Here is a 24,613-nt window from a genome sequence, read left to right as displayed (position 1 = left end):
TATGAAAAATAAAAATTACATATTAGTCTGTATCGCCTTAATGTTAAGCTTTTCTGCCTTTTCTCAACAAGGAAAACAGAAAAGAGCCGATACATTATTCAATAAATTCTCTTTTGTAAAAGCTGCAAAAGTTTACAGAGAACTTATTCAAAATAATTACAACAAAGACTATGCAACCCGTCAATTAGCAGATTGTTATGCGTTTTTAAGAGATCCAAGGAATGCCTCAAGATTTTATAAAAATGTTGTTAAGCAAAAAAATGTACCTGTTGAATATTATTATAAATATGCACAATCACTTCGTGGTATGAAAAAATACGACGAATCTCAAATTTGGTTACAACGCTTTAAAGATTCTGGCGGTGTCGTTAATTCTAATGACTTTTCAAAAGATGCCAATTTTATTACCAGTGTCTTTGGCGCGAAACAACAATACTTTTTAGATAGAATTCGCTTCAACTCAAAGTTTAGTGATTTTGGAGCTTTTGAACACAACGGTAAAGTTTACTTTGCATCCACCAGAGACGAAGGCGTTTCCATAAAGCGTCTGTATGGCTGGAATGAACAACCATTTCTAGATATTTATGTAGCAGATGCTGGAACCAAAAGAAATGTAGACCATACAGCAAAGTTAAAAGGAGATGTAAACTCAATATATCATGACGGACCTGTCACCATTACAAAAAATGGTCATACCATGTACTTTTCTAGAAATAACTTCACTGAAGATATAGAAAAAAAGGACAAAAAAGGTTTAACAAACATGAAGATATACAGAGCAACTTTGCAAGATAGTATCTGGACTAATATTGAAGACCTTTCAATTAATAGTGACGATTTTTCCACACAACATGCTGCTTTAAGTGTTGATGAAACTAAATTATACTTCTCATCAGATAGACCTGGTGGTTACGGTGGTTCAGATATTTATGTGGTAGATATTAATATTGATGGTACACTTGGTGAGCCACAAAATGTTGGTGATATTGTAAATACGGAAAATTCAGAAGGGTTTCCTTTTATTAATAATGAGGGTGTTTTATTCTTTTCTTCAGACGGGCATCCTGGTTTAGGACTGTATGACATTTTCGGAACTATAAAAGGTGAAGATGGTAATATCGCAGATGTTATAAACTTGGGAGTTCCAGTAAATTCTAATAAAGATGATTTTTCGTTTACAATGAATCAAAACGGTATCACAGGGTATTTTGCATCAAACAGAAAAGGTGGACGAGGAGATGATGATATTTATGCATATCATAGAAAACCCGTTTTACATGTTGAAGGTGTTGTAACCGATGCTATTAATACTAACCCAATACCAAACTCGAAAATTACCTTATTTGATGAAAATGATAATCAAATTGCCTACATGGAAACTGATGAAAATGGTTATTATCAAATAAATATCGACAGAAATAAAGACTATAAAATTGTAGCGAATCAAGATAAATATATTGATGATTATAGAAAATTCACATCTAAAAACATTCAGACTGAGCTTACAACAATTGCTGCAAATTTATTGTTAAACCCAGAACCTAATGTGATAAAGCTGGCAGAGCTTAACAACATTTATTTTGATTTCAATAAATATAATATTAGAAAAGATGCTGCTTTAGAACTAGATAAAATTGTTAGCCTAATGCAGAATGACTATCCGGATATGGTAATTCGAATTGAATCCCATACAGATTCAAGAGGTGATCTAACATACAATGACAAATTATCTATAGATCGAGCAAACTCAACTTATGAATATTTAATTTCTAAAGGTATTGCTCCTGAAAGAATTACAGAACATCAAGGTTTTGGTGAACGCAGATTAACTAATGGTTGTGAAGATGGTGAAGATTGTGAAGAAGAAGACCATCAATTAAACAGACGTACTCAGTTTATAGTTGTAAAAATGGAATAACAACATGGCATTGACCACTGTTTAAATAAACAATAGCTATCCACTATTAGCATATGTTTTTAATTAAAACTAAATGACCCCATGAGATTAAAAAATTACATTTTAACAAGTATTATATTGCTAACAGGTTTTTCGGCACTTGCGCAATATGGTTCACAAAAAAGAGCAGATAACCTGTTTAACAAATTTTCGTTTGTTAATGCTGCTCAAGTTTATCATAATCTTATAGAAAAAGACTATAATGCTGATTATGCAACCAGGCAATTAGCAGATAGCTACGCTTTCTTAAGAAATCCAGACAGTGCGGTAGTTTATTATAAAAAAGCTGTAGAACAGCCTAATGTTCCTATAGCATACTATTACAATTATGCACAAGCATTAAGAGGCATAAAAGCATATAAAGAATCTCGTGTTTGGATGAAACGCTTTAAAAAAGCTGGTGGGGAAATAAATGAAGAGCGATTTTTAAAAGATGCAGACTTTATCAATTCAATCTTTAGTGCGAAACAACAATACTTTTTAAAAGAAGTTAATTTTAATTCAAAATATAGCGATTTTGGAGCTTATGAGCACGATGGTAATATTTATTTTGCGTCCTCAAGAAATACTGGAGTTTCAACAAAACATATATATGGATGGAATGAAGAACCTTTTTTAGACATATATGTTACTGATAAAAGTGCTAATGATAGCATTGTAGATCACAAATCTAAGCTTAAAGGTGATGTAAATTCTATTTATCACGAAGGCCCAATTACTATAACAAAAGACGGCAAAACCATATATTTTTCAAGAAATAATTATAATAAAAATATTTTAGGAAAAGATAAGGAAGGCATGACAAATCTTAAGATTTATAAGGCTTCCTTAATTGAAGATGAGTGGACAAACATTGAAGAACTTCCTTTTAACAGTAATGACTTCTCTAATGGTCACCCAGCACTAAATAGTGATGGTACTAAATTGTATTTTGCTTCCAACATGCCCGATGGTTTTGGGGGGACAGATATTTACCATGTAGATATTAATAATGACGGTTCTTTTGGAACTCCTCAAAATTTAGGAAACGTAGTTAATACCGATAAAAACGAAAGATTTCCTTTTATTAATAGTGAAGGCGTTCTTTTCTTTGCTTCAGATGGACATCCGGGATTAGGTCTTTTAGATATCTTTGGAACCGTTTCTGATAAAAATAATAATATTATTAGCGTTCTAAATCTTGGTGTTCCTGTAAATTCCAGTAAAGATGATTTTTCATTTTTTATGAATGAAGATGGATTATCTGGATATTTTGCTTCTAATAGAAATGGTGGAGCTGGTGGTGATGATATTTATGCATATGACAGAATCCCTCAACTAAAAATTGAAGGAACCATAACTGATATAACAACAAATAAACCAGTACCTAATGCTATTGTTACACTACTTGATAGTGATAATAAACAAATAGCTCATTTGGAAACAGATGAAGATGGACACTATGAAATAAACATAGATAGAGACGCTGACTATATTGTAAACATTAAAAAAGAGGATTATATTGAAGATACTAGGAATGTTACCTCTAAAGGCGTTGAAAATAAAGTGACAAGCATTACTGCAGACTTTAATCTAAATCACATTGTAAAAAAGGTGACTCCAATTACAGAGCTCTACCCTATTTACTTTGACTTTAATAAGTTTGATATTAGACGAGATGGTACTGTAGAATTAGATAGAATAGTTAATTTAATGATGAATATTTATCCTAGCATGGTAATTAAAATAGAATCCCATACAGATTCCAGAGGGTCATCAGAATATAACAATAAACTATCTCTAGATAGAGCAAATGCCACGTACAAATACTTAGTAGAAAAAGGAGTAGATCCAGCCAGAATTACCGAACATAAAGGTTACGGCAAGCAAAAGTTAGCAAACGATTGTGATGGTACTATTAATTGTACAGAGGAACAACATCAAGAAAATAGACGTACACAGTTTATTGTTGTAAAAATGGAATAATTTAAGCTAAATTCAATAAGAGTTAAAAACCATCAAGAATCATTTACTTTTTTGATGGTTTTTTAGTTTACCTGTATATAAGATTTAAAAAAGGGGATTAAGGTACTCGTTAAGTAATGACCATTAAGCAAGCCCTGACCCTTGTTAAATTAAGATCAATAAAAGAATCACTTAATTACGCAGTAAACAAAAATCCCCCCATAAAATGAGAGGATTTTTTACCTAAAGCTAAATTCAATAACAATTAAGTTATCAATAATAACCAATTTAATTCTATATAATGATTAAATCATGTATATTTTGCTAAAAATTAGTGCATTAAATAGGTTATATTTTCATTGCTTATCCATAAGAAAAGCAATCTTATTTTTTAATAAAGATGTTTGTAAAATACCATCTTCCATTTTCATTTTTCTCTGCTGAAATATCAAAGTTTGTAAAATCGCCTTCAATGGTTCCTCTGTGTCCTTCACTTTTAATCCAAGCTTTAACAACAGTTTCTGCAGAACTATATCCATAAGCAACATTTTCAGATACTTTCTCAGCACCAGCATTCGATTTTAAATAATTACTGCGAGTAAAAAAATTATCGTGTGATACTTCATTTTTATCTACCATATAGTCTGTATGGCTAAATGCTACAGATTTAACAACAGACATATCATTTAAGGCATTTAAACCCAATGATATTCTATAATCGTTAATACGCTTAAGTATTTCTATTTCAATGTCTTTTGCTTCTTGTTCAACAAGGCTTAATTCAATAGCATCTGCCTTGTCATCAATGCTGTCTGTTGAACAAGAAGAAAATGTCAACACAGCAAACAATACCAATAAAGGTAGTTTAATTAATGACTTCATAAGTAGGTAATTTAGATTAGGTTCTGTAAAATTAGCAGCCTACCCTGAAGTAAATGTTAATAAAATGTTAAAATCGATTAAAAACATGTATTTTGTCGTATTATATTGCTTTTAATCGTTGAAATACAATTTGTAGTAAAAATATTATAAGTTTAATAGCTAATTCAAGGAGATAATCGGTCAATTTTCCAATTGTAATCATTTTGAAGTCTAAATCTTACCCTATCGTGTAATCTATTAGGTCGACCTTGCCAAAATTCAATTTCCACAGGCTTAACAATATACCCACCCCAATTAGCTGGTCTTGGTATTTCTTTTCCTTCAAACTCATTCTCTAATTCTGAAAGTTTTTTTTCAAGAGCATCTCTACTTTCTATAATTTGACTTTGATTCGAAACTAAAGCGCCCAACTGACTTCCCCTGGGTCTAGATTCAAAATAGCCATCACTTAAATTCTCTGCAATCTTTTCAGCTTGTCCTTTAATGATAATTTGACGTTCTGCACCATGCCAAAAAAAGGACAAACACACATTTGGATTTTGAGCTATTGCTTTTCCTTTTTCGCTATCATAATTGGTATAAAAAATAAAGCCTTCATATGTGTAGCGTTTTAATAATACAATTCTATTCTTAGGAAAACCATCTAAGCCAATGGTAGAAATAGTCATGGCATTAGTTTCATTTTCAATAAAAAATTTATCTACCTCATGAAACCATTTTTGGAATAATTCCATTGGATTTTCTGGTACATCTTTTAAAAGTAGTTCGTACTTCTCGTAAGGTTTTCTATAATTTCCTAAATCTTTTTCCATAGACAACAAAATAACAAAAAATAATGCTCTCTTGAACATTAAAATTTCTCGAAACATTGTAAATTAGCATGAACCCTCTACCAATCAATAGCTTTATGAAATTTGAAAACTCTCACTTAAGCAAAACAATTAACTACTATAAATTAGAAATGTCTTATGGTAATTATTTTTTATGTGAAAAATTTTTTATATCAGAATTAAATGCCGGTATTCATCTTGACTGGCCTAAAATTCAAGAAGCTGCTAAAGATATTTTAAGTTTTTATGATAAGGATGATAAGCTAGGCTATATCTCTAATAGAATTAATTCATATTCTGTCGATCCACAAGTTTGGGCAAAAGCAGAACAATACAATAAAAACAATATGGTTGTTGGTGGTACTATTGTGTATTATAATGATATGATGTATATGAACGCTACTTTAGAAAAAAGGTTTTCAAAAATTAATATCCACTCTTGTTTATCTTTAGATGAAGCCATAGAATGGATTCTTAACTTGGATGCGCTAAAGTAAATATCCACCACTAAAAGTGGTGGCTTTGGTCAGCCCCTAAAAGGTTTTACGATTTTTGATTGTAGACCTGTCAGGTTTTGAAAACATAAGTGTTCGGAAGAGCTTTAAGAGGTATCAAATATATCAGATTTGCGTGGATCTCCCTCGCAAATCACTACTATTTCTCTTATTATTTCCATATTTAGTTCCTCGGTAAATTCGTATTTAGCTATTTTATAACTCTTTACATTGTTTAGTTTTTTGTAAAGCAATAAAAGTATCCCAACAATCATGGTCATATACATCATGACCTTGATTCCGTTTTCACTTTGGTTGACAAGATGCTTAAAATGCAAGTGCTGCTTTATGAACTTAAAGAACACTTCAATGTCCCAACGTCTTTTATAAATCTCGGTAACATCATCCGCATTTAAATCTTCTATATTAGTCAGGAACAGTAACTCTTCCCTTGTCTGCTTTGAATGTGACCTTATAAGCCTGAAGGGTTTCTTTAAAAGTGATTTGTTCTGATGGTACAAGTATACCCTCTCATCACTAAAGATATTTAGAGTATCGGTCTCAATACTGTTTCCCAACCTATTTTGCTCAATGACCTTTATACTCTTTGTCGGGTTTATTCTTGTGACAAAGAAGATGTCCAACTGGTTGAATTCTTGAAACGTTGTTCTTTTCTTTAAACCTCTATCAAAAACGACTACCTCTGTACCCTTGATATTGGCATTAAGAATCGCTTCACGTAAGGTCAGGTCTTCTGCTAAGTGCTTCTGTTCGTTATAAAAACGAATATTGCTCGGCAGGTTGTTGGTCAGGCCAACAGTGAATTTTATCTGTTTCTTGCCATGCTCACCTTTCTTGTTCTTCAGCCCGTTGACCATCCCTTTTTTTAATAGTTTGGCAGAAAGGGACAGGCTTGTTGAATCAAATTGGCGAATATTGTAGGGCTCCTGTTCTGTATCAAAGTATTGTTCGGAAAGCTCATAAACATGGGCATGTATCCTTTCGAAATACTCTGAGTTTATAACGGAAATACGCTCTGACAAGCTACTGTGCCTAATGGTCTGACCTTTTTCTATTCCAGAATAAAGCTTGAATAGGTTGTTGGAAAATGTTTTCTCCATGAGACGCAAACTGATCTTTTTATCGTCTAAAAGGGACATCAGCAATAATTTGAAAACAACTTCGCCTTGTAACTTTTTTGATTTATAGTTTGTACCCGTCTCCAAGGCCAAAGACGTTAAAAAATCATTGCCTATTAGTTTTAATAAACTGTGAACACTAACTTTTTTTCTCATGTAACCTTGATTTAAGAAACTAATGTATGAAAATATGTCAATGAACTTTGCTCTTCCGAACACTTATGTTTTGAAAACCTGACAGGTCTTTGCAAAACCCATAATCAAAACAAAATTATAAAAACGGTAAAACCAATGGGGCGGACTTCCAACAAAGGTGGAAGTTTTCCTAATTTTCAATAAAATTCATAAATTTTGCACATAAAAAACCTTTAACTATTTCTTTGTACATATCTAACCTCTTGAAATACATTAAAGCACCTTCAAATAGTACTTATAATTCATTTAATGCACAGTTCAAATAAGTTATTTATCTCTCCTACAATGGAATAAATAATAGCAAAAATTTATGGTTTAGTAGGCGTAAATTTCATTAAACGTTGTAAATTCGTACCGTCATAAATAGCCCCTTATGAAATTTGAAAATTCGACCTACAGTAATAGTTTAAGCTATTATAAACTAGAAATGCCTTTTGGTATTTTTTATTTCTGTGAAAAATTTATAATAGCAGAATTGCATACCGGTATACACTTTGATTCATGTAAACTTGAATTAGTATTTAAAGAAATTATAGAGTTTTATGGTAAAGATGCCAAGCTGGACTATATCTCTAATAGAGTTAATTCGTATTCTATTGATCCACATAATTGGATAAAAATTGAGCCATATAATATTATAAAGAAGAGTGCCATTGTATTTTATAATGACATGATGTACATAAACACTTCTTTAGAAAAGATGTTTTCAAAAGTTAAAATTCAAACTTGTTTATCTTTAGATGAAGCTATAGAATGGGTTCTGAAATTGGAAGGAATAAAATAAAGAATTTCTTGAAACAAACTATCCCAGAGGCTCTGCCTCGGGAAATTCTTTTCGATTAAAACTCAAAAGTTTTTCCATCTTCACATAACTCCACATTATCAAAAACTTCTTGGGCTTCTTCTTTAAAAGCGTTTAAGCCATCGTAACGCGTTGAATAATGTCCAAGCAATAATGTACCTGCATTAGCTAATTTGGCTATTGTAGCTGCTTCTTTTGCAGTAGAGTGCTTTGTTTTAGGCCCTAAATGGGCATGTTTTTCTAAAAAGGTAGATTCATGATACAGTACATCTACATTTTTTATAATAGGGACTATATCTTCTTTATACATAGTATCACTACAAAACGCATAGCTTTTTGGTTTTAAACCAGCTTTTGTAACAGATTCATTTTTTATAGTTTCCCCGTTTTCGTTTACAACATCAAAACCCTGGGTTAGTTTTCTATAATAAGCAACATTGATATTAGCGGCCTCTACTGCTTCAATTTTTAACTTACGATCCCCTTCTTTTTCTTGAAATAAAAATCCATTGGTGTAAACCCGATGATTTAGAGGAACTGTATGTACCAGAACCTTTTCGTCTTCAAAGATCAATTCTGACTTATTTGAAGTTAGTTCATGAAAGATAAGATTATAATTAGTCCAGGAATCGGCTAACTTCATTTGTAAAGTAACAACTTCTTTAATTCCTTTTGGCCCATAAATATGTAAATCTGCTTCTCTGGTAAGTAATCTAAAGGTAGATATTAAACCAACTAAACCAAAAAAATGATCCCCATGTAAATGTGATATAAATATGTGCTTAATACGATTAAACTTTATTTTGTGCTTACGAAGCTGTACTTGAGTACCTTCTCCACAATCTATTAAAAACATATGGTTGTTAATCTCTAATACTTGGGATGTGGTATTGTTTAGTGTTCTTGGGGTAGCGCTATAACAGCCTAAAATAGTGAGCTTCATATTACAAAATAGGTTTGTAATTTAATGACTCTGATACTGTGAATTTGCTTTTAAAACTAAAAGCATAAGGCGTATCACCATGCTTATTTAAGTAATCTAATCTATTTTTAGCATCTTGAAATGTGGGTTCGTAACCTTTAGGAACATACCAGAATGCCATGTGCATCATTTTCATTTTACCAAACCATTCTTTTTTACGCTTAAAAACTTCTATATGGCCCGATTTATAGGTATAATTAAATAGCGCTTCTAAATTTTCCCATACAGACATATTAATAAGTAATTTATCGTCTTGGAAAATTTGAGCGCCTAAATCCTTGTCCTCATCTTTTAAACGCCAAACAAAACCCTCACTTTCGTCTGCCAAAGCATTAATTCTATCCAAGTTGTTTACAAAACCTTGCATAATAGGGTCGTCCATCGGGGCTAATCGCTTTGCAACATTTACTTGGGCAAGATGTAGTTCACTCATATTAAAATCCTAAATCACGTTCCATTTCTTCCATCTCTATAATATCATAAGCCTCTTGAATAGTTGGCACTACAATAATTTCGTCTGGAATATTTTCTAAATTGATATTATTTGAAACAATTACAAAGGATTGCTTTGATGCACGGTGCATATTTGATACTTCAAGAAACTCAACAATATCTTGCAACCCTAATTCATTTAAGGTGGTTAAAACTACAATAATATTATTGTTTTTAAATTTTGGGTATAAAGCCTGTAATTTCTTAACTAATTCTATAATCGTAGCTTTTTCTTGCGTGATTATAGAAGTGTTACCGTTTTGGTCTAAAATCATAATCTACTGTTTTATTTTGGACGCTAGTAAATATATAGCTGCCATTCTTATAGCTACACCATTTTGAACTTGATCAAGAATAATGGACTGTTTTGAATCGGCAACATCGCTGGTAATTTCCACACCCCTGTTAATAGGGCCTGGATGCATGATCGTAATTTCTTTATCTAATGAATCTAACAATTCTTTATTTACACCAAACTGTTGGGTGTATTCTCTGGTTGATGGAAAATAGCTAATATCCATGCGTTCATTTTGCACACGTAACATATTTGCTACATCACACCAATTTAATGCTTTACGTAGATTTGTTTCAACTTTTACTTCAAGCTTATCAATATACTTTGGCAATAATGTTTTAGGCCCGCAAACCATTACTTGCGCCCCTTGAAGTTGTAGTGCAAATATGTTTGAAAGTGCTACACGACTATGAAGAATATCTCCTACTATAACAACTTTCTTTCCATTTACATCTCCTAACTTCTCTCTTATGGAGTATGAATCTAAAAGTGCTTGTGTTGGATGTTCATGAGCACCATCTCCTGCATTAATAATACTTGCATTTATATGTTTTGACAAAAAGACACCTGCTCCCGGATTAGGATGCCTCATCACAACCATATCAACTTTCATAGATAAGATATTATTAACAGTATCTATTAAGGTTTCCCCCTTCTTTACTGAAGATTGTCCTGATGAAAAATTAATAACATCTGCAGATAGTCTTTTTTCAGCTAATTCAAATGATAATTTTGTTCTTGTTGAATTTTCAAAAAAAAGGTTGGCAATAGTAATATCTCTAAGTGAAGGTACTTTTTTAATAGGTCTATTAATGACTTCTTTAAAATGATCGGCAGTTTCAAAAATAAGTTGGATATCTTCTTCTTTAAGATATTTTATTCCTAATAAGTGATTGACACTTAATTCACTCATGCTTTTTGTATTCTGTGGCAATTAATTGCCAGTTATTTTTAATTTGGTCTCGACCACGCTCAACCTGACAGTCTAAACTTCTTCATTCTAGCCTCTAGCCTCTAGCAAAACTAATTATTTCTCTATTAAATAAACGGAATCTTCATTATCATGTTCTTCCCAGTTTACTTTCACTTTTTCGTTATTTATAACATCCACTTGCCTACCCCTATAATCTGGTTGTATTGGCAAATGCCTGCTGAAACGTCTATCTATTAGCGTTAATAATTCTATTTCGTTTGGCCTTCCAAAAGACTGAATAGCAGTTAAGGCAGCTCTAATACTTCGTCCAGTATATAAAACATCATCAATAAAGACTATATTCTTGTCCTCTACTAAAAAATTAAGTTTTGTGGTGTTAGCTTCAAGTGTTTTTTCACCTCTACGAAAATCATCTCTGTAGAATGTAATATCTAGGTGCCCTAATTGAATGTTTTTAACTTTATAATCTTCTTCTAATATTTTTGCTAATCTATCTGCTAAAAAGACTCCTCGAGGTTGTAAACCAATTAAAACGGTATTAGAAAAATCAGTGTGTTTTTCAATAAGTTGACAAGCCAATCGATGAAGAATGATGTTTACCTCTTTTGCGTTAAGTAAAACTTTTTGACTCATATTTACTATCCAAACGTGTTTGGAGCACAAAGATAATGCAAAATTTTAGAAGTAGAAACCATATCGATCAATCTTTATCTGGAAATAACCCTATGAAGCCAAACTACAAATTGCAGCGTCCTAATTAATGTGGTTTATAAGTTTCTTAATAAAATTATTAAATTAACCATGGTCGAATTCTGTAAGACAGGTATGACAACCATCATAACCATGCTTTATTGCTAACTCTAATTCTCCATATGGAATTTTATTTAGAGAATTCATTTTAGGAATCCATGGACAATTCTTCCTATGTACCTCTTTAGAATTTCTATTTGCCACAAATGGAAACTTTCCAACATTTAAACGCCTGGTAACTCTTCCCATTTCTTTACCATTAAAGCTTTGAATAAAAGCAACGTCATACACACCATCAGCTATATTCTCAGGCAAGGTAATAGTTAAAACCGCTTTAACATTCTCACTGCTATTTAGTTTTAATCCTGAAATTTTAGAAACCATTGATGGGGTGACTAAATAATAATTATAAAGCTTAGAAACTTTTTTAATGCTAAGGTTTTCCAATACAGCATTTTCAGTAATCCTTTTTAATATTTTAAGCTCTGCCTCTGTACCTTCAGGTAATTCAGATAAGTCAACGTCGAGATCACTATTAAGTGCTAATCTACTCCAACCCTGAATTTGAAAACTCATAGTAGCCATTCCCCCTGCAAACATATCATCAACATCAAAATTTTTCCATGTTATATTACTATTTTGTCTAACAAGGTTATAAAAATCATCAATAGTTGTTATGGAATTTATATCAGGTTTAGGATCCGTTGGTGTACCAATGACAGCTACAAAGCAATAATGCCCTTTATCCGGAATACTATTCCACTCCAAAGGACCAGCTATTTTAAAAGATCCTGGTAAAATATTTTCGGTAACAATAGTTCCTATAAGATTCCATGAGGCCGGAGAAGGTAATGTAGAAGGCAACATCCAATAAATATCAATTTCGGCATCATCAACACGATAACCCCTATTTTGTAATCTTACATATATATAATTAGTTTGCCCAATTTCAACAGTTTCAAATAAGTCTCCCTGATGCTTTGCAATAGGAGTCCCCAAAAAATCCTGAGGATTTAAAAGTTCTTGACGAAAATGATTAATATCTGGGCTTCTTGAAATCCCTCCACCAACTAATGGTTCTTCTCCAGAATCTTGCAAATTATCTCTTATATATATGTCCGAAGGTAAATTTGTAGCTTCAATACAAAACTGAATTAAACCTGCAGTTACTTCTTCTATTATCTCTACTCGCTTAATAAGATCTGGTTGCGTACCACCACTCCCGCATTCCATACCAAAACCATGTACCTTTTGCAAATTAGCGTCTACATAACTTCGACTGTTCATGTAATCGGCCGAAGCTCCCGCTACAGTTATTCCCTCAAAAGGGACTTGAATATCATATGTGTTTCCGTGAGCATTTTGAATGGCATTACTCATAGCATTTGCCATTGAGATTCTAAGCGTGTTATCAGCAGGATTTACATATTCTTTATAGGCATCTCCTTGTACACCGTGTTGTCCATGAAAATCCGTATTTCTAAAATTCATGTTTACATCTGAAGTTTGAACTTCATCATTACCCCAATTTATAAATATTTTTTCGCCAGAAGCATGTATGTCTATAAAAAAGCGAATATTAGGATTTGCATCAACAATATGTACTACATTTTTAGTTTCAGCTTCAGATGCTGCTCCACTGCCTATATATACCGAGCTTTCTTTATCTTTACTGTTAGCAATTGGTCGTTCTGGTGACATTAATGGATCATCCCCTAACACGTCTGGTGAAAAATACAGAGGAAAATCCCATAAATAATCAAAATTTCGATTTATGTCCACACCTCCTTGTCCATCGGAAAAATTTCTGTTTTTTCTCCAATCTGTACCTATAGGACTTGTTTGACTCCTTTCTCTTCCGTCTGGATTGACCAGGGGAAAAACAAAAATATCTAAATTAGAAACTATGGATTGAATTTGAGCGGCAGTAAAAGTTTGTCCTCCTATTGTCACCCCATTATTGCTTTGATAAGCCACAGCCACAACTTCTATAAAATTAATTAAAGCCTCAGGTGGCACCCACTCATTTCCATGAATGCCAGCTACAAAATAAACACCTATTCTACCCGCCTCTGTAGTGCTTGCTATTTTAACAGCATGGGTAGTTCTGTTTTGGTAGGTTAAATAAGGCAGCTCAAATCTTTGAATGAATGAAAAGTTAGTAGATGCAGTTTGCAAAGCTACTTCTATTTCTTCTACAGAAAAGTACATTGTTTGGTTTATTTAAGTTTCTTTACATCAATTCTTATTCAGATTAGTTTATATACCATCATCCTTACTTTCTTTATAATTACAAACTATATTATCTTTCTGTCAAGATACAAAAACTTTTGTACACAGCTTTATATAGAATTTTCTTCAAATGATTTACTTTTAATATTGAAAGTAAAACAATAAAATATAATTTCTGTAAGAAGCATATAGTTTCAAATACGCTCACGATAGGTTTCTCTAAAAAACATTTTCAAAAAAGTAATAAAAATTCATAGTAAGAAACTTTTTTCAGAGGAGATATGAAAACAAAAAAGCCTTCAATTTCTTGAAGGCTTCAAATAATTTATTTAAAGTTTACATTTGAAGTAATATTATCTAACAATAAAGGATTTTGTTATGATACCTGTGGTGTTATTTGTTTGTAAACGTATAATATTTAAACCGCTTCTTAAATCTCTAAAACGAACTCTAGTACCAAATCTTCCTTCACGTATTCTTACGGTTTCTGTTGTAACAAGGGCTCCATTATTATCTCTTATTTCAATAGTAGCTGTATCAGATATTTGACTTGTAATGATTGCTGTAGCTCTACCAGTAAATGTAGATGTAACAGTTAGATCTATAACAGATTCTATATCATCCGGAGTGTTATCATCTGGGAAAGATATCGTTATATTAATTGGTCTAAATCTTCTCCCGAAAATACGATAAAAACCACCAGTAGATACTTGTATTAAATCAATATCTCTATAGCTCAAAGCTCCCAGTTCACCCAAATCACTAGTTCTAGTTGTAGGATCAAATGTAATTGTAGTTTCAGAGCCAAAGTTACTATTGCCATTAGCAATTCGGTTTCCTACAGCATTTGTAACATTTCTGGCCTCTATACGGGCTAAACGCTCAGTATTTATAGCCCAAGCACCATTACCTTGAAGTCCATTACCAGCAGAATCTTTAATGGTTAATGTTAAAGGGCTAGTGCCAAATAAAGTAGTAAACTCAAAACTAACAACTTTATTAGCAAATTGATCATCGTAAGGTCCTCCTGATTGCACTAAAGTACCACTAGGGTTTCTTAATTCCCAAGTAATATCCTGTGGAGCATCATCGAATCTGAGTATTAGTTTAGAAGCGGCAGATCGAGGTCCTTGAGCAAAGATTAAAGAATTAAAAGTAAAGAAGAGGACAGCAGTAAGTAAAATTCTAATTTTCATCATGATTTTTATTTTAAGGTTTAAAAAGAAGTCGGAATATTCATTAATTACTTACCGTAAATTCTTAATAAATTAAAAAATAAAATAGTTTTATTTCTTAAGCACATGTAAAACAACAGCATCTTAGTAGTTTTTATACAGTTATTTTTCAAAAAAAATATAGAGCATAGAAATAAAAATTTCAGAACAGAATTTAATTATCATCAAAAAAGGGTTGTATAATACAAGTTAATAGGAAAATAGAATTTATAATAACAAAAGGCAGTATTTGAGTATTAATATGAAAACACCTAACTCTTATAAAACAAAAAACCAGAAAAACTAAATTCTCCGGTTTAATTGATTTGTCAACCTATTTGGACGACTCATATAATATATTTCAGGAAGTCTATGCTTTCCCGTCCATTTTATCTTTAAGAGCTTGTAAAGCATCATTAGCATCACCTAAAGTTGGTTTAGCTTCTGCTGCTGCACTAGCTGCTTTCTTAACTGCTGCTTTAACGTTAGCAACCTCTTCTGCTTTAAATACAGCTGTATGAGACGCTACAACACGTTTAAACTCTTTATTAAATTCAATGATTTTGAATTCTGCAGTTTCACCTTTCTTAAGTTTACTTCCGTCTTCTTTTTCAAGATGACGAGAAGGTACAAAAGCAACGATATCTTCGTTAAACTCAACGGTTGCTCCTTTATCAACTATTTCAGCAATAGCGGCATTATGTACAGTTTCTAAAGCGAATTCTGTTTCATATTTATCCCAAGGATTATCAGTTGTTTGTTTGTGACCTAAACTTAATTTACGTCCTTCAACATCTAACTCCAATACAATAACTTCTAACTTATCTCCTACTGCACAGAACTCAGATGGGTGCTTGATTTTCTTAGTCCAAGATAAATCTGAGATATAAATTAATCCGTCAATACCTTCTTCTAGTTCAACAAATACACCAAAGTTTGTAAAGTTACGTACAACACCTGTATGCTTAGAAGCTAATGGGTATTTACCAGTAATATCTGTCCATGGGTCTGGAGTTAATTGCTTAATACCAAGAGACATTTTACGATCTTCTCTATCAAGCGTTAAGATAACGGCTTCAACCTCATCTCCTACAGAAACGAAATCTTGAGCTGAACGTAAATGTGTAGACCATGACATTTCAGATACGTGAATTAATCCTTCTACACCATCAGCTACTTCAATAAATGCACCGTAATCTGCAATAACAACTACTTTACCTTTTACTTTATCACCAACCTTCACCTCTTCTGCAAGTGCTTCCCATGGGTGTTTGCTTAATTGTTTTAATCCTAATTGGATTCTTGATTTGTTTTCATCAAAATCAAGGATTACAACATTAAGTTTTTGATCTAATTCTACAATTTCATTTGGATGGTTAATTCTAGACCAAGATAAATCTGTGATATGAACTAAACCATCAACGCCTCCAAGGTCAATAAATACACCATAAGATGTAATGTTTTTAACAACACCTTCTAATACTTGACCTTTTTCTAATTGACCAATGATTTCTTTTTTCTGTATTTCAATATCAGCTTCAATTAGAGCTTTGTGAGATACTACTACGTTTTTGAATTCGTGGTTGATTTTAACAACTTTAAATTCCATAGTTTTATTTACATACTGATCGTAATCTCTAATTGGTTTAACATCAATTTGAGAACCAGGTAAGAATGCTTCAATTCCAAAAACATCTACAATCATACCACCTTTAGTTCTGCATTTAACAAAACCATTAACGATTTCACCAGTATCATGAGCCGCATTAACGCGATCCCAGGCTTTAATGACACGAGCTTTTCTGTGAGATAATACTAATTGTCCCGTTGCATCTTCACGAACATCAATTAATACTTCTACTTTATCACCAACTGCTAAGTTAGGATTGTAGCGGAATTCGTTTAAAGAAATAACACCTTCAGATTTTGCATTGATATCAATAATTGCATCTCTATCAGAAATGTGAACTACTGTACCTTCAACAACCTCATCATTAAGTGTGTCAACGAAATTTTCTGCTACTAATTTTTCAAATTCCTTAAGTTGCTTATCATCAACCTCATCAATACCTTCTTGGTAATTGTGCCAATTGAACTCTTTTAAGAATTTTTCTGGATTTGCTTGAGCTTCAGAGACTACTGGAGCTTCTTTTGTTGGAGCTTCTGTTGCTTCAACTTCAGCTTGTTTTGCTTTTTCAGCCATGTGCTGATTAAATTTGTATTCTGTATGCTTCGGAAGATTTATGCAATTAACACACAGAAGTGTTATTTTAATTTATTAAGTCAATCCCTTTTATCTCTCCGATGATTTGCTAAAAGGAGTGCAAAAATACATATTTTCAGTAAATCAGCCTAATTTTGATAAACAAACTTTGAATGTGACTTTTATATTTTTTTGTGTCAAAATACATAGAATAAAAACTTAATCTTTAAATAAATAAATTTTACATAAGAAATTTATTATATTGTAAACAGAATAAATTATTAAAATTAACACTTATGACTATGAGAGCAAAATACCAATCAGTATTAGATTTGGGAGAATCTTTAAACATTCAAAACGGTGATGTAAAAGAGGAAAATGGCATTTTAAAGGTTTGGGGAACTGCGAATACTCCTTATGAAAAAAACCTTATTTGGGATAAAATAAAAGAAATTGGAGGCGAAAGCCCAACAGATATTGTAGCTGATATAAAAGTTGCCGATGAAAGTGTTTTTCACAGACACACAGTTAAAAGTGGAGAAACTTTAGGAAAAATAGCTGTACAATATTATGGTAAAGCATCAAAATACCAAGATATTTTTAAAGCAAATTCTGATATTTTAAAAAACCCGGATTTAATACATCCTGATCAAGAATTAATTATTCCTAATTTGTAAATTCAAAATAACTTATAATTAGAAACAAAAAAGACTATTTAGATATCTAAATAGTCTTTTTTACTTGTCTTATATTTTTCGATGCAAATTCCAATTGTAATCCATGTACACTATTTTAGTTTTTGCATTAATTTTAGCACCTCCAGAATGCTTATTAATAAAATTTATCATATCAGCTAAACTAGCAAAATCATCCTTATACCATTGAAAGGTTTTGGACAACTTACTTACACTTGGTCCTATTTTATTCTTTGTTGGATCATTTAAAAAATGACTAGTTGCTAATCCTAAATCATGTTCCACAGACTCACTTTCATAGGCTGTTCTTTTCAATATAGGAGACGACATGGCAGTAGAATAAAGAGCAAAATGTATTCTCGGATCTTCTAGTTTTCGTAAAATTTCATGTTCTACATCATCTAGAGATATCTTTCCTCCTGCATAATCAATCACCTTTATGCTAAAAGCATTTTGTACATAATTGATACTTTTAATTGGGTAATGTTCTACTAACAGTTTTATAATATTAGCATTATAAAAATTTATCCAATACGCCTTTTTTTCACTTTTACTCCAACTACTATTTGGAGATATTTTTGAAAAACTACGAGTAATTTTATTTAACTCATCTATATTTTTTAAAACTTTGTCAAAATTTACAACGCCTTTAGAAGAGACATGGTCTTTTAAAAACTCATTATACTCAGTTAAATCGATTGTTTGTGCAAATCCGTTTAAACAAACAAATAGTAATAGGGGCAAAATACTTTTCATTATAAATAATTATTGATTAATACGAAACAATGAGTCGCCTTTTTATCAAAAACTAACACACCTTTATTGCAATAATTGATTTATATCTAAAATATTTTTTGTCAAATCTTAAAAAAAATAGTGAAATTGCTCCCTTCTTTGGGCATCAAAAAAAGAAGGTTAAATATGGTTTATTCTAAACCTTCTAGTGTGATTTTGGCCAAGTTCAAAATCTTATCAAATTGTTCATCTAATGTCATATTAGAATTGTCTATTTCTATTGCGTCCTTGGCTTTAACCAATGGGGAATCTTCTCTATTGGAATCTAAATAATCGCGTTCTTGAACATTTTTTAAAACATCTTCATATAAAACCTTATCACCACGATTAACAAGTTCTTGATATCGTCTCATTGCTCTTTTTTCAGCAGAAGCAGTCATAAATAATTTGAGTTCAGCATCTGGAAAAACAACTGTACCTATATCTCTACCATCCATAACAACACCTTTATCTTTGCCCAATTTTTGCTGTTGTTCTACCAATTTTTGACGCACATGTGATACTGCGGCTACCTTACTAACAAAACCAGAAACTTCTAGTGTTCTAATATCCCTTTCCACGTTTTTTCCGTTTAAGTACACTTCCGCAAACCCTAGAGATTCATTAAACTTAAAGCTTATTTCTATATCTGGTAGTTGATAAATTAATGCTTCAACATTAAAGTCTCCTTCTTCAATGAGTCCTTGTTTCATGGCATAAAAAGTAACAGCTCTATACATAGCCCCTGTATCTACATACACATAACCTAGGTGTTTAGCTAGTTGTTTAGCAACCGTACTTTTTCCTGTTGAAGAAAATCCGTCTATAGCTATAGTAATTTTATTCATTTTTTAAGTTTGAAGTACCAAAAATACTCAAAGCACTTTAAGCAAGAAAACTAATTCTTATAATTTATGTTTATTGGATTTTTTTAGATGTGGAACTGAGCTTTGAGGATAGTTTGTTTATTGTTTTTAAGGAGCATGAGAGGCAAAGAGTTACTGTTAACTGCCACTGAACACTGAATACTGAAATTGATTAATTCTTATGGATGTTAAATTTTCTCACGGAAACACAAAGGCGCAAAGAACTACTAATAACTGTAACTGAACACTGAATACTGAGACTAAACACTAAAAATCACCGTAAATCTATTTGCAATCCAAAAAAGTTTGAATTGGCTGCACTGGTATACTTGGCATGTGTATAGCTAAAGCGCATTTTATTCATTTTAATAGAAATTCCGCCAGATAAGCCTGAAAAATTACGTTGATCTACAATACGTAGTTCCTCACCTCTTCGAAAATTATAACCAAGTCTTATATTAAACCCTCCTTCTGGAAATATTTCTGCACCTATAATAGTATGTCTAATTACTTGACCTAAAAATCCAACTTTTTCATCTGTTTGATTACCCCCTAAATCACTAACCGATCGTGCAGGATTAGGTCTGGCTATTGGCCATTCTTGTAAATTTTCTAAAGTAACATGCCAACGAATTGGTACATTTTCTAATCGTTGTGACATTCCAAAATCAACTTCAAATGGCAGACGTTCGTTAAGCCCGGCATAGGTAGTTATTTGAGTCCCTAAGTTTCTAATAGCTATTGCGGCATTAAAATCCAAGTCTTCATTAATATAAATCAAACCTAAATCTGCAGCAATACCAAATGAATTATATTGTTCTAATTTTGAACTAATAAGCTTGAGATTAGCTCCAAAATAAAAATCGGAATAACCAATTTGAAGCGCATACCCCATGGAAAGAGCAGCTTCATTACCTGTAAATGTTCCTGTACTGTTACCATTTTCATCATAACCATCAAACGATCCGTAATTTATATAGGTAACTCCTGCATGAAATGTTTGAGTACGTCTATCTACAGTATATGCATAAGAAGCCGTACCATAACTTATACCTCCCAAATAACTTGTATAATTTACAGCTAACTGATTATCCATATCAACATTAATAGTTGCTGGATTAAAAAGTCCTTGGGTAACATCGTAATCAACATTAGTCAATATCTTACCTCCTAATGCTGCTTGTCGCGGTGACGATATCAAATTAAGAAATTGATACGTCGTCTCTCCCCCTACTTGAGCAATAACAAGCGAACTACAAGACAAATAAAAAAAAGTGATAATTTTCTTTAGCATATTTACGACACAAAGTAAGTAAATCTATCTTAAAACGGCAGCAGGTATCTTTTATTTTAAACCATAAAAAAAACCTCGAAATAAATCGAGGCCCTTTTTTTGTGTTATTTTAAAGCTTTTTAGCATTCTTTACCTTTTGGCTTGTAAGTGCTATTTTAATAACATCACTCATATCGGTTACATAATGAAATGTTAGACCTTTTAGGTAATCTGCTTTTATTTCTTCTATATCTCGCCTATTCTCTTCACATAATAAAATCTCTTTTATCCGTGCACGTTTAGCTGCTAGTATCTTTTCTTTAATACCGCCAACCGGAAGTACTTTTCCACGGAGTGTGATTTCTCCTGTCATTGCCAAACTTTTCTTCACCTTTTTTTGTGTGAATAATGATACTAAAGAGGTTAACATGGTAACTCCGGCACTTGGTCCGTCTTTTGGCGTGGCTCCTTCCGGTACGTGAATGTGTACATTATAATTATCAAAAACAGCAGTATCTATTCCAAAACGATCTGCATTAGATTTGATATACTCCATAGCAATAGTTGCTGATTCTTTCATCACTTTTCCTAAATTTCCAGTAATAGAAAGTGTTCCTTTTCCTTTAGATAAAATAGATTCAATAAATAAAATATCGCCACCAACTCGTGTCCATGCCAATCCAGTGACCACGCCCGCTACATTATTGTTTTCATATTTATCGCGTTCTAACTTAGCACCTCCTAAAACTTCAACAACATCTTCATTAGACACTTTAACATTATAATCTTCTTCCATTGCAATATTTTTAGCCGCATAGCGTACCATTTTTGCAATTTGCTTTTCTAAACCACGAACACCAGATTCACGGGTATACCCCTCTACAATCTTTTCTAATTGGGCTTTACCAATCTTTAAATGATCAGTTGATAATCCATGCTCTTTTAATTGCTTGGGCAATAAGTGACGTTTAGCTATTTCTACCTTTTCTTCAATAGTATACCCTGTTACATTAATAATCTCCATACGATCACGTAATGCTGGCTGAATGGTAGATAAGCTATTTGATGTCGCTATAAACATAACTTTAGAAAGGTCGTATCCCATTTCCAAGAAATTATCATAGAACTCACTGTTTTGCTCTGGGTCTAAAACCTCAAGCATAGCCGATGATGGATCTCCTTGATGTGAATTGGATAGCTTATCTATTTCATCTAAAACAAAAACAGGGTTAGATGTCCCAGCTTTCTTCAAACTTTGAATAATACGTCCAGGCATAGCTCCAATATAGGTTTTACGATGCCCTCTAATTTCCGCTTCATCACGTAAACCTCCTAACGAAATACGCACATACTCTCTCCCTAAAGCTTCTGCTATAGACTTACCAAGCGATGTTTTACCTACTCCCGGAGGTCCGTAAAGACATAAAATAGGTGATTTCATATCATTACGCAGTTTTAATACCGCTAGATATTCTATGATTCTTCTTTTTACATCTTCTAATCCAAAATGGTCTCTATCTAGAACTTTTTTAGCATGTTTTAAATCGAATTTATCAGTACTAAACTCATTCCAAGGTAGATCTAAGAACAACTCTAAATAATTACGCTGTATAGAGTATTCTGCAACCTGCGGATTCATACGCTGCATTTTAGCTATTTCTTTATCGAAATGTTTTGCTACTTGCTCATCCCATTGCTTTTCGCTGGCTCGTAACTTCATTTCTTCAAGCTCTTCATCGTGGCTTACGCCTCCCAATTCTTCTTGAATGGTTTTCATTTGTTGATGTAAGAAATACTCTCGTTGCTGTTGGCTCATGTCCATTTGAACTTTAGACTGAATATCGTTCTTAAGTTCTAATTTTTGAAACTCAACATTCATGAATTTAAGTGTAGCCAGAGCACGCTTTTTAAGATCATCCATTTCTAAAAGTGACTGCTTTTCAGCCACAGAAAGATTCATGTTAGAAGACACGAAATTTATTAAAAATGAATTGCTTTCTATATTCTTTATCGCGAAAGAAGCTTCACTAGGAATGTTTGGACTTTCCTTAATGATTTCCAGTGCTAGATCTTTTATAGAATCAATAATTGCTGAAAACTCTTCATTATCAACCGTTGGTTTTGCTTCAGCTAAGTCCCTAATAGTTGCATTCATGTATGGTTCTTCTGTAAGAACCTCTGCCACTTTAAAGCGTTTTTTTCCTTGAATAATAACCGTTACGTTACCATCTGGCATTTTTAAAACACGCAGAATTCTAGCAACTGTACCTGTTTCATTAATATCTTTTGCTGTTGGATTTTCTACAGACTCATCTTTTTGTGATACTACACCAATAACTTTCCCGCCTTTATTAGCATCATTTATTAGTTTAATTGATTTGTCTCTGCCTGCTGTAATAGGAATAACAACTCCAGGAAACAACACGGTATTACGCAATGATAAAATTGGCAGTGTTTCTGGCAATTCTTCATTATTGATGGCTTCTTCATCTTCTGGTGTCATTAATGGAATTAATTCTGAGTTCTCGTCAAATTCCTGTAATGACAAACTGTCAAGGGCTATAAAATTAGATTTCTTCATGTATATATTTAGGTCAATCTGTCATTAAAACAGAATTGATCATTTATTATATTTATTTTACAAAAAATTAAATCAATGAATATCAAATACTTAAGCACTAAATAAAGATACACATTACTACTATAAATTCAATAGCTATGCCATACTGAAAATTATGAGATTAAATATTTATGATAAATATCACATAAATCTTACATTAAAAAATTTACTTTTGGCGCATTCATAAAAAATCGAACTAAAAATGACATTAAAAAAACTTTTAATCTTCGGATTATGTATTTCACTATTTGCATGTAGCTCTGAGTCTACAGATACTCCTGATGAGCCAACTAATGACTCAACCTTATTAAAGAAAACTATTGAAACTTATGATGATGAAGTAATAACGACTAACTACACTTATGACGGTAATAAACTCATTAGTGTTATTTCTGATGATGGTTATAAATTCGAATACATATACGAAAACGGCATATTGGTTAGAGTAAACTCATACGTTGATGGAGAACTTGATGGTTATACAACTATAAGTTACAATCAAAACGAAAAAATCGCTAATTACATTCTCCATATAATTAATGATATCACTGAAAAATATGTTTTTACATTCAATTCCGATAATACTGTTACAGAAAGTAGATACATTGGAGACTTGAACTCTCAAACAAATTTTCAAAATACCACTACTTATTCTTATACAGGAGAAAACATCACAAATTTAACTAATACAGGTTATGAATTATCATACCAATATGACAATAAAAATGGAATTTATAAAAATATTCATGCTATAGAAGTGCTTAATCTCCTAAGTATAGATTTTGGAGCTTTAAATGGAAACACTAATAACCCAACTAGCATTATTGATAATAATAACGGAAATATCGCTTCTGAAACTTTTGGTTACACATACAATGAAAGTGATTATCCAAAAACTGCAAATTATACTTCTAAATACAAAGGAGTAACAGATGATACATCAACTATACAATTTTTTTATGAATAGCATTTAAAAGTATTGTATAGTAAAAAAGCTAAATCTAATCATGGATTTAGCTTTTTTATTTCTAAAAGATATT

Annotated in this window: 21 protein-coding genes; 6 read left to right on the top strand and 15 right to left on the bottom strand. The window is 32.1% G+C overall.

Features of this window, described 5'->3' with window-relative positions:
• Position 1: 1 nt before the first annotated feature.
• Together Q4Q34_RS16520 and Q4Q34_RS16515 are read left to right on the top strand one after the other, a co-directional pair.
• Positions 2 to 1,918 (top strand): OmpA family protein, encoded by a 1,917-nt coding sequence (locus Q4Q34_RS16520; protein WP_303317523.1) that lies wholly within the window; start codon positions 2 to 4, stop codon positions 1,916 to 1,918.
• A gap of 81 nt (positions 1,919 to 1,999) precedes the next feature.
• Positions 2,000 to 3,922, top strand: a complete 1,923-nt coding sequence (locus tag Q4Q34_RS16515) for an OmpA family protein (protein ID WP_303317522.1) — start codon at positions 2,000 to 2,002, stop codon at positions 3,920 to 3,922.
• A gap of 363 nt (positions 3,923 to 4,285) precedes the next feature.
• Here Q4Q34_RS16515 and Q4Q34_RS16510 read toward each other — a convergent pair whose 3' ends face one another.
• Together Q4Q34_RS16510 and pdxH are read right to left on the bottom strand one after the other, a co-directional pair.
• On the bottom strand, positions 4,286 to 4,783 hold the full coding sequence (locus Q4Q34_RS16510; RefSeq protein WP_303317521.1) for a CAP domain-containing protein: 498 nt from the start codon (positions 4,781 to 4,783) through the stop codon (positions 4,286 to 4,288).
• A 164-nt stretch (positions 4,784 to 4,947) separates the two neighbouring features.
• A complete protein-coding gene (gene pdxH, locus Q4Q34_RS16505) occupies positions 4,948 to 5,595 on the bottom strand; it encodes a pyridoxamine 5'-phosphate oxidase (protein WP_303317520.1) in 648 nt (215 codons plus the stop codon).
• A gap of 95 nt (positions 5,596 to 5,690) precedes the next feature.
• On the opposite strand from pdxH, the gene Q4Q34_RS16500 reads away from it, so the two are divergent.
• Positions 5,691 to 6,110, top strand: a complete 420-nt coding sequence (locus tag Q4Q34_RS16500) for a hypothetical protein (protein ID WP_303317519.1) — start codon at positions 5,691 to 5,693, stop codon at positions 6,108 to 6,110.
• A gap of 104 nt (positions 6,111 to 6,214) precedes the next feature.
• On the opposite strand, the gene Q4Q34_RS16495 is transcribed toward Q4Q34_RS16500, so the two are convergent.
• Entirely contained in the window at positions 6,215 to 7,402 is a 1,188-nt protein-coding gene (locus Q4Q34_RS16495) for an IS4 family transposase (RefSeq protein ID WP_330444553.1), read from the bottom strand.
• A gap of 412 nt (positions 7,403 to 7,814) precedes the next feature.
• Here Q4Q34_RS16495 and Q4Q34_RS16490 point away from each other — a divergent pair, with 412 nt between their 5' ends.
• On the top strand, positions 7,815 to 8,225 hold the full coding sequence (locus Q4Q34_RS16490; RefSeq protein ID WP_303319151.1) for a hypothetical protein: 411 nt from the start codon (positions 7,815 to 7,817) through the stop codon (positions 8,223 to 8,225).
• Between the two features lie 55 nt (positions 8,226 to 8,280).
• Here Q4Q34_RS16490 and Q4Q34_RS16485 read toward each other — a convergent pair whose 3' ends face one another.
• The 8 genes from Q4Q34_RS16485 to rpsA form a co-directional block, all read right to left on the bottom strand.
• Entirely contained in the window at positions 8,281 to 9,186 is a 906-nt protein-coding gene (locus Q4Q34_RS16485) for a ribonuclease Z (protein ID WP_303319152.1), read from the bottom strand.
• Position 9,187: 1 nt separating this feature from the next.
• Positions 9,188 to 9,658, bottom strand: a complete 471-nt coding sequence (locus tag Q4Q34_RS16480; RefSeq protein WP_303319153.1) for a DUF3291 domain-containing protein — start codon at positions 9,656 to 9,658, stop codon at positions 9,188 to 9,190.
• Position 9,659: 1 nt separating this feature from the next.
• Positions 9,660 to 9,992, bottom strand: a complete 333-nt coding sequence (locus Q4Q34_RS16475; protein WP_303319154.1) for a ribonuclease Z — start codon at positions 9,990 to 9,992, stop codon at positions 9,660 to 9,662.
• Positions 9,993 to 9,995: 3 nt separating this feature from the next.
• On the bottom strand, positions 9,996 to 10,925 hold the full coding sequence (locus tag Q4Q34_RS16470) for an aspartate carbamoyltransferase catalytic subunit (RefSeq protein ID WP_303319155.1): 930 nt from the start codon (positions 10,923 to 10,925) through the stop codon (positions 9,996 to 9,998).
• Between the two features lie 114 nt (positions 10,926 to 11,039).
• Positions 11,040 to 11,579, bottom strand: coding sequence for a bifunctional pyr operon transcriptional regulator/uracil phosphoribosyltransferase PyrR (gene pyrR / locus Q4Q34_RS16465; RefSeq protein WP_303319156.1), 540 nt, complete (start codon positions 11,577 to 11,579; stop codon positions 11,040 to 11,042).
• Between the two features lie 162 nt (positions 11,580 to 11,741).
• Entirely contained in the window at positions 11,742 to 13,907 is a 2,166-nt protein-coding gene (locus Q4Q34_RS16460) for a M14 family zinc carboxypeptidase (protein ID WP_303319157.1), read from the bottom strand.
• Positions 13,908 to 14,281: 374 nt separating this feature from the next.
• On the bottom strand, positions 14,282 to 15,127 hold the full coding sequence (locus tag Q4Q34_RS16455; RefSeq protein WP_303319158.1) for a hypothetical protein: 846 nt from the start codon (positions 15,125 to 15,127) through the stop codon (positions 14,282 to 14,284).
• 385 nt (positions 15,128 to 15,512) lie between these two features.
• Positions 15,513 to 17,345, bottom strand: coding sequence for a 30S ribosomal protein S1 (gene rpsA, locus Q4Q34_RS16450; RefSeq protein ID WP_303319159.1), 1,833 nt, complete (start codon positions 17,343 to 17,345; stop codon positions 15,513 to 15,515).
• 296 nt (positions 17,346 to 17,641) lie between these two features.
• Here rpsA and Q4Q34_RS16445 point away from each other — a divergent pair, with 296 nt between their 5' ends.
• The gene (locus tag Q4Q34_RS16445; protein ID WP_303319160.1) at positions 17,642 to 18,022 is read left to right on the top strand and encodes a LysM peptidoglycan-binding domain-containing protein; all 381 of its coding nucleotides are present in this window, start codon (positions 17,642 to 17,644) and stop codon (positions 18,020 to 18,022) included.
• Positions 18,023 to 18,091: 69 nt separating this feature from the next.
• Here Q4Q34_RS16445 and Q4Q34_RS16440 read toward each other — a convergent pair whose 3' ends face one another.
• From Q4Q34_RS16440 to lon, 4 genes are all read right to left on the bottom strand, one after another.
• Positions 18,092 to 18,796, bottom strand: coding sequence for a DUF547 domain-containing protein (locus tag Q4Q34_RS16440; RefSeq protein ID WP_303319161.1), 705 nt, complete (start codon positions 18,794 to 18,796; stop codon positions 18,092 to 18,094).
• 170 nt (positions 18,797 to 18,966) lie between these two features.
• Positions 18,967 to 19,662 carry a (d)CMP kinase gene (cmk, locus tag Q4Q34_RS16435; RefSeq protein ID WP_303319162.1) on the bottom strand — a complete coding sequence of 232 codons (696 nt, stop codon included), beginning with the start codon at positions 19,660 to 19,662 and terminating at the stop codon, positions 18,967 to 18,969.
• A gap of 292 nt (positions 19,663 to 19,954) precedes the next feature.
• Positions 19,955 to 20,974, bottom strand: coding sequence for a type IX secretion system protein PorQ (gene porQ, locus Q4Q34_RS16430; RefSeq protein WP_303319163.1), 1,020 nt, complete (start codon positions 20,972 to 20,974; stop codon positions 19,955 to 19,957).
• Between the two features lie 109 nt (positions 20,975 to 21,083).
• Positions 21,084 to 23,534 carry an endopeptidase La gene (lon, locus tag Q4Q34_RS16425; RefSeq protein ID WP_303319164.1) on the bottom strand — a complete coding sequence of 817 codons (2,451 nt, stop codon included), beginning with the start codon at positions 23,532 to 23,534 and terminating at the stop codon, positions 21,084 to 21,086.
• 241 nt (positions 23,535 to 23,775) lie between these two features.
• Here lon and Q4Q34_RS16420 point away from each other — a divergent pair, with 241 nt between their 5' ends.
• Positions 23,776 to 24,540 (top strand): hypothetical protein, encoded by a 765-nt coding sequence (locus tag Q4Q34_RS16420; RefSeq protein WP_303319165.1) that lies wholly within the window; start codon positions 23,776 to 23,778, stop codon positions 24,538 to 24,540.
• The last annotated feature ends 73 nt before the right edge of the window (positions 24,541 to 24,613 follow it).

This window comes from Flavivirga abyssicola, from assembly GCF_030540775.2.
Classification (GTDB): domain Bacteria; phylum Bacteroidota; class Bacteroidia; order Flavobacteriales; family Flavobacteriaceae; genus Flavivirga; species Flavivirga abyssicola.
This window is presented reverse-complemented; position numbering and strand designations above follow the sequence as displayed.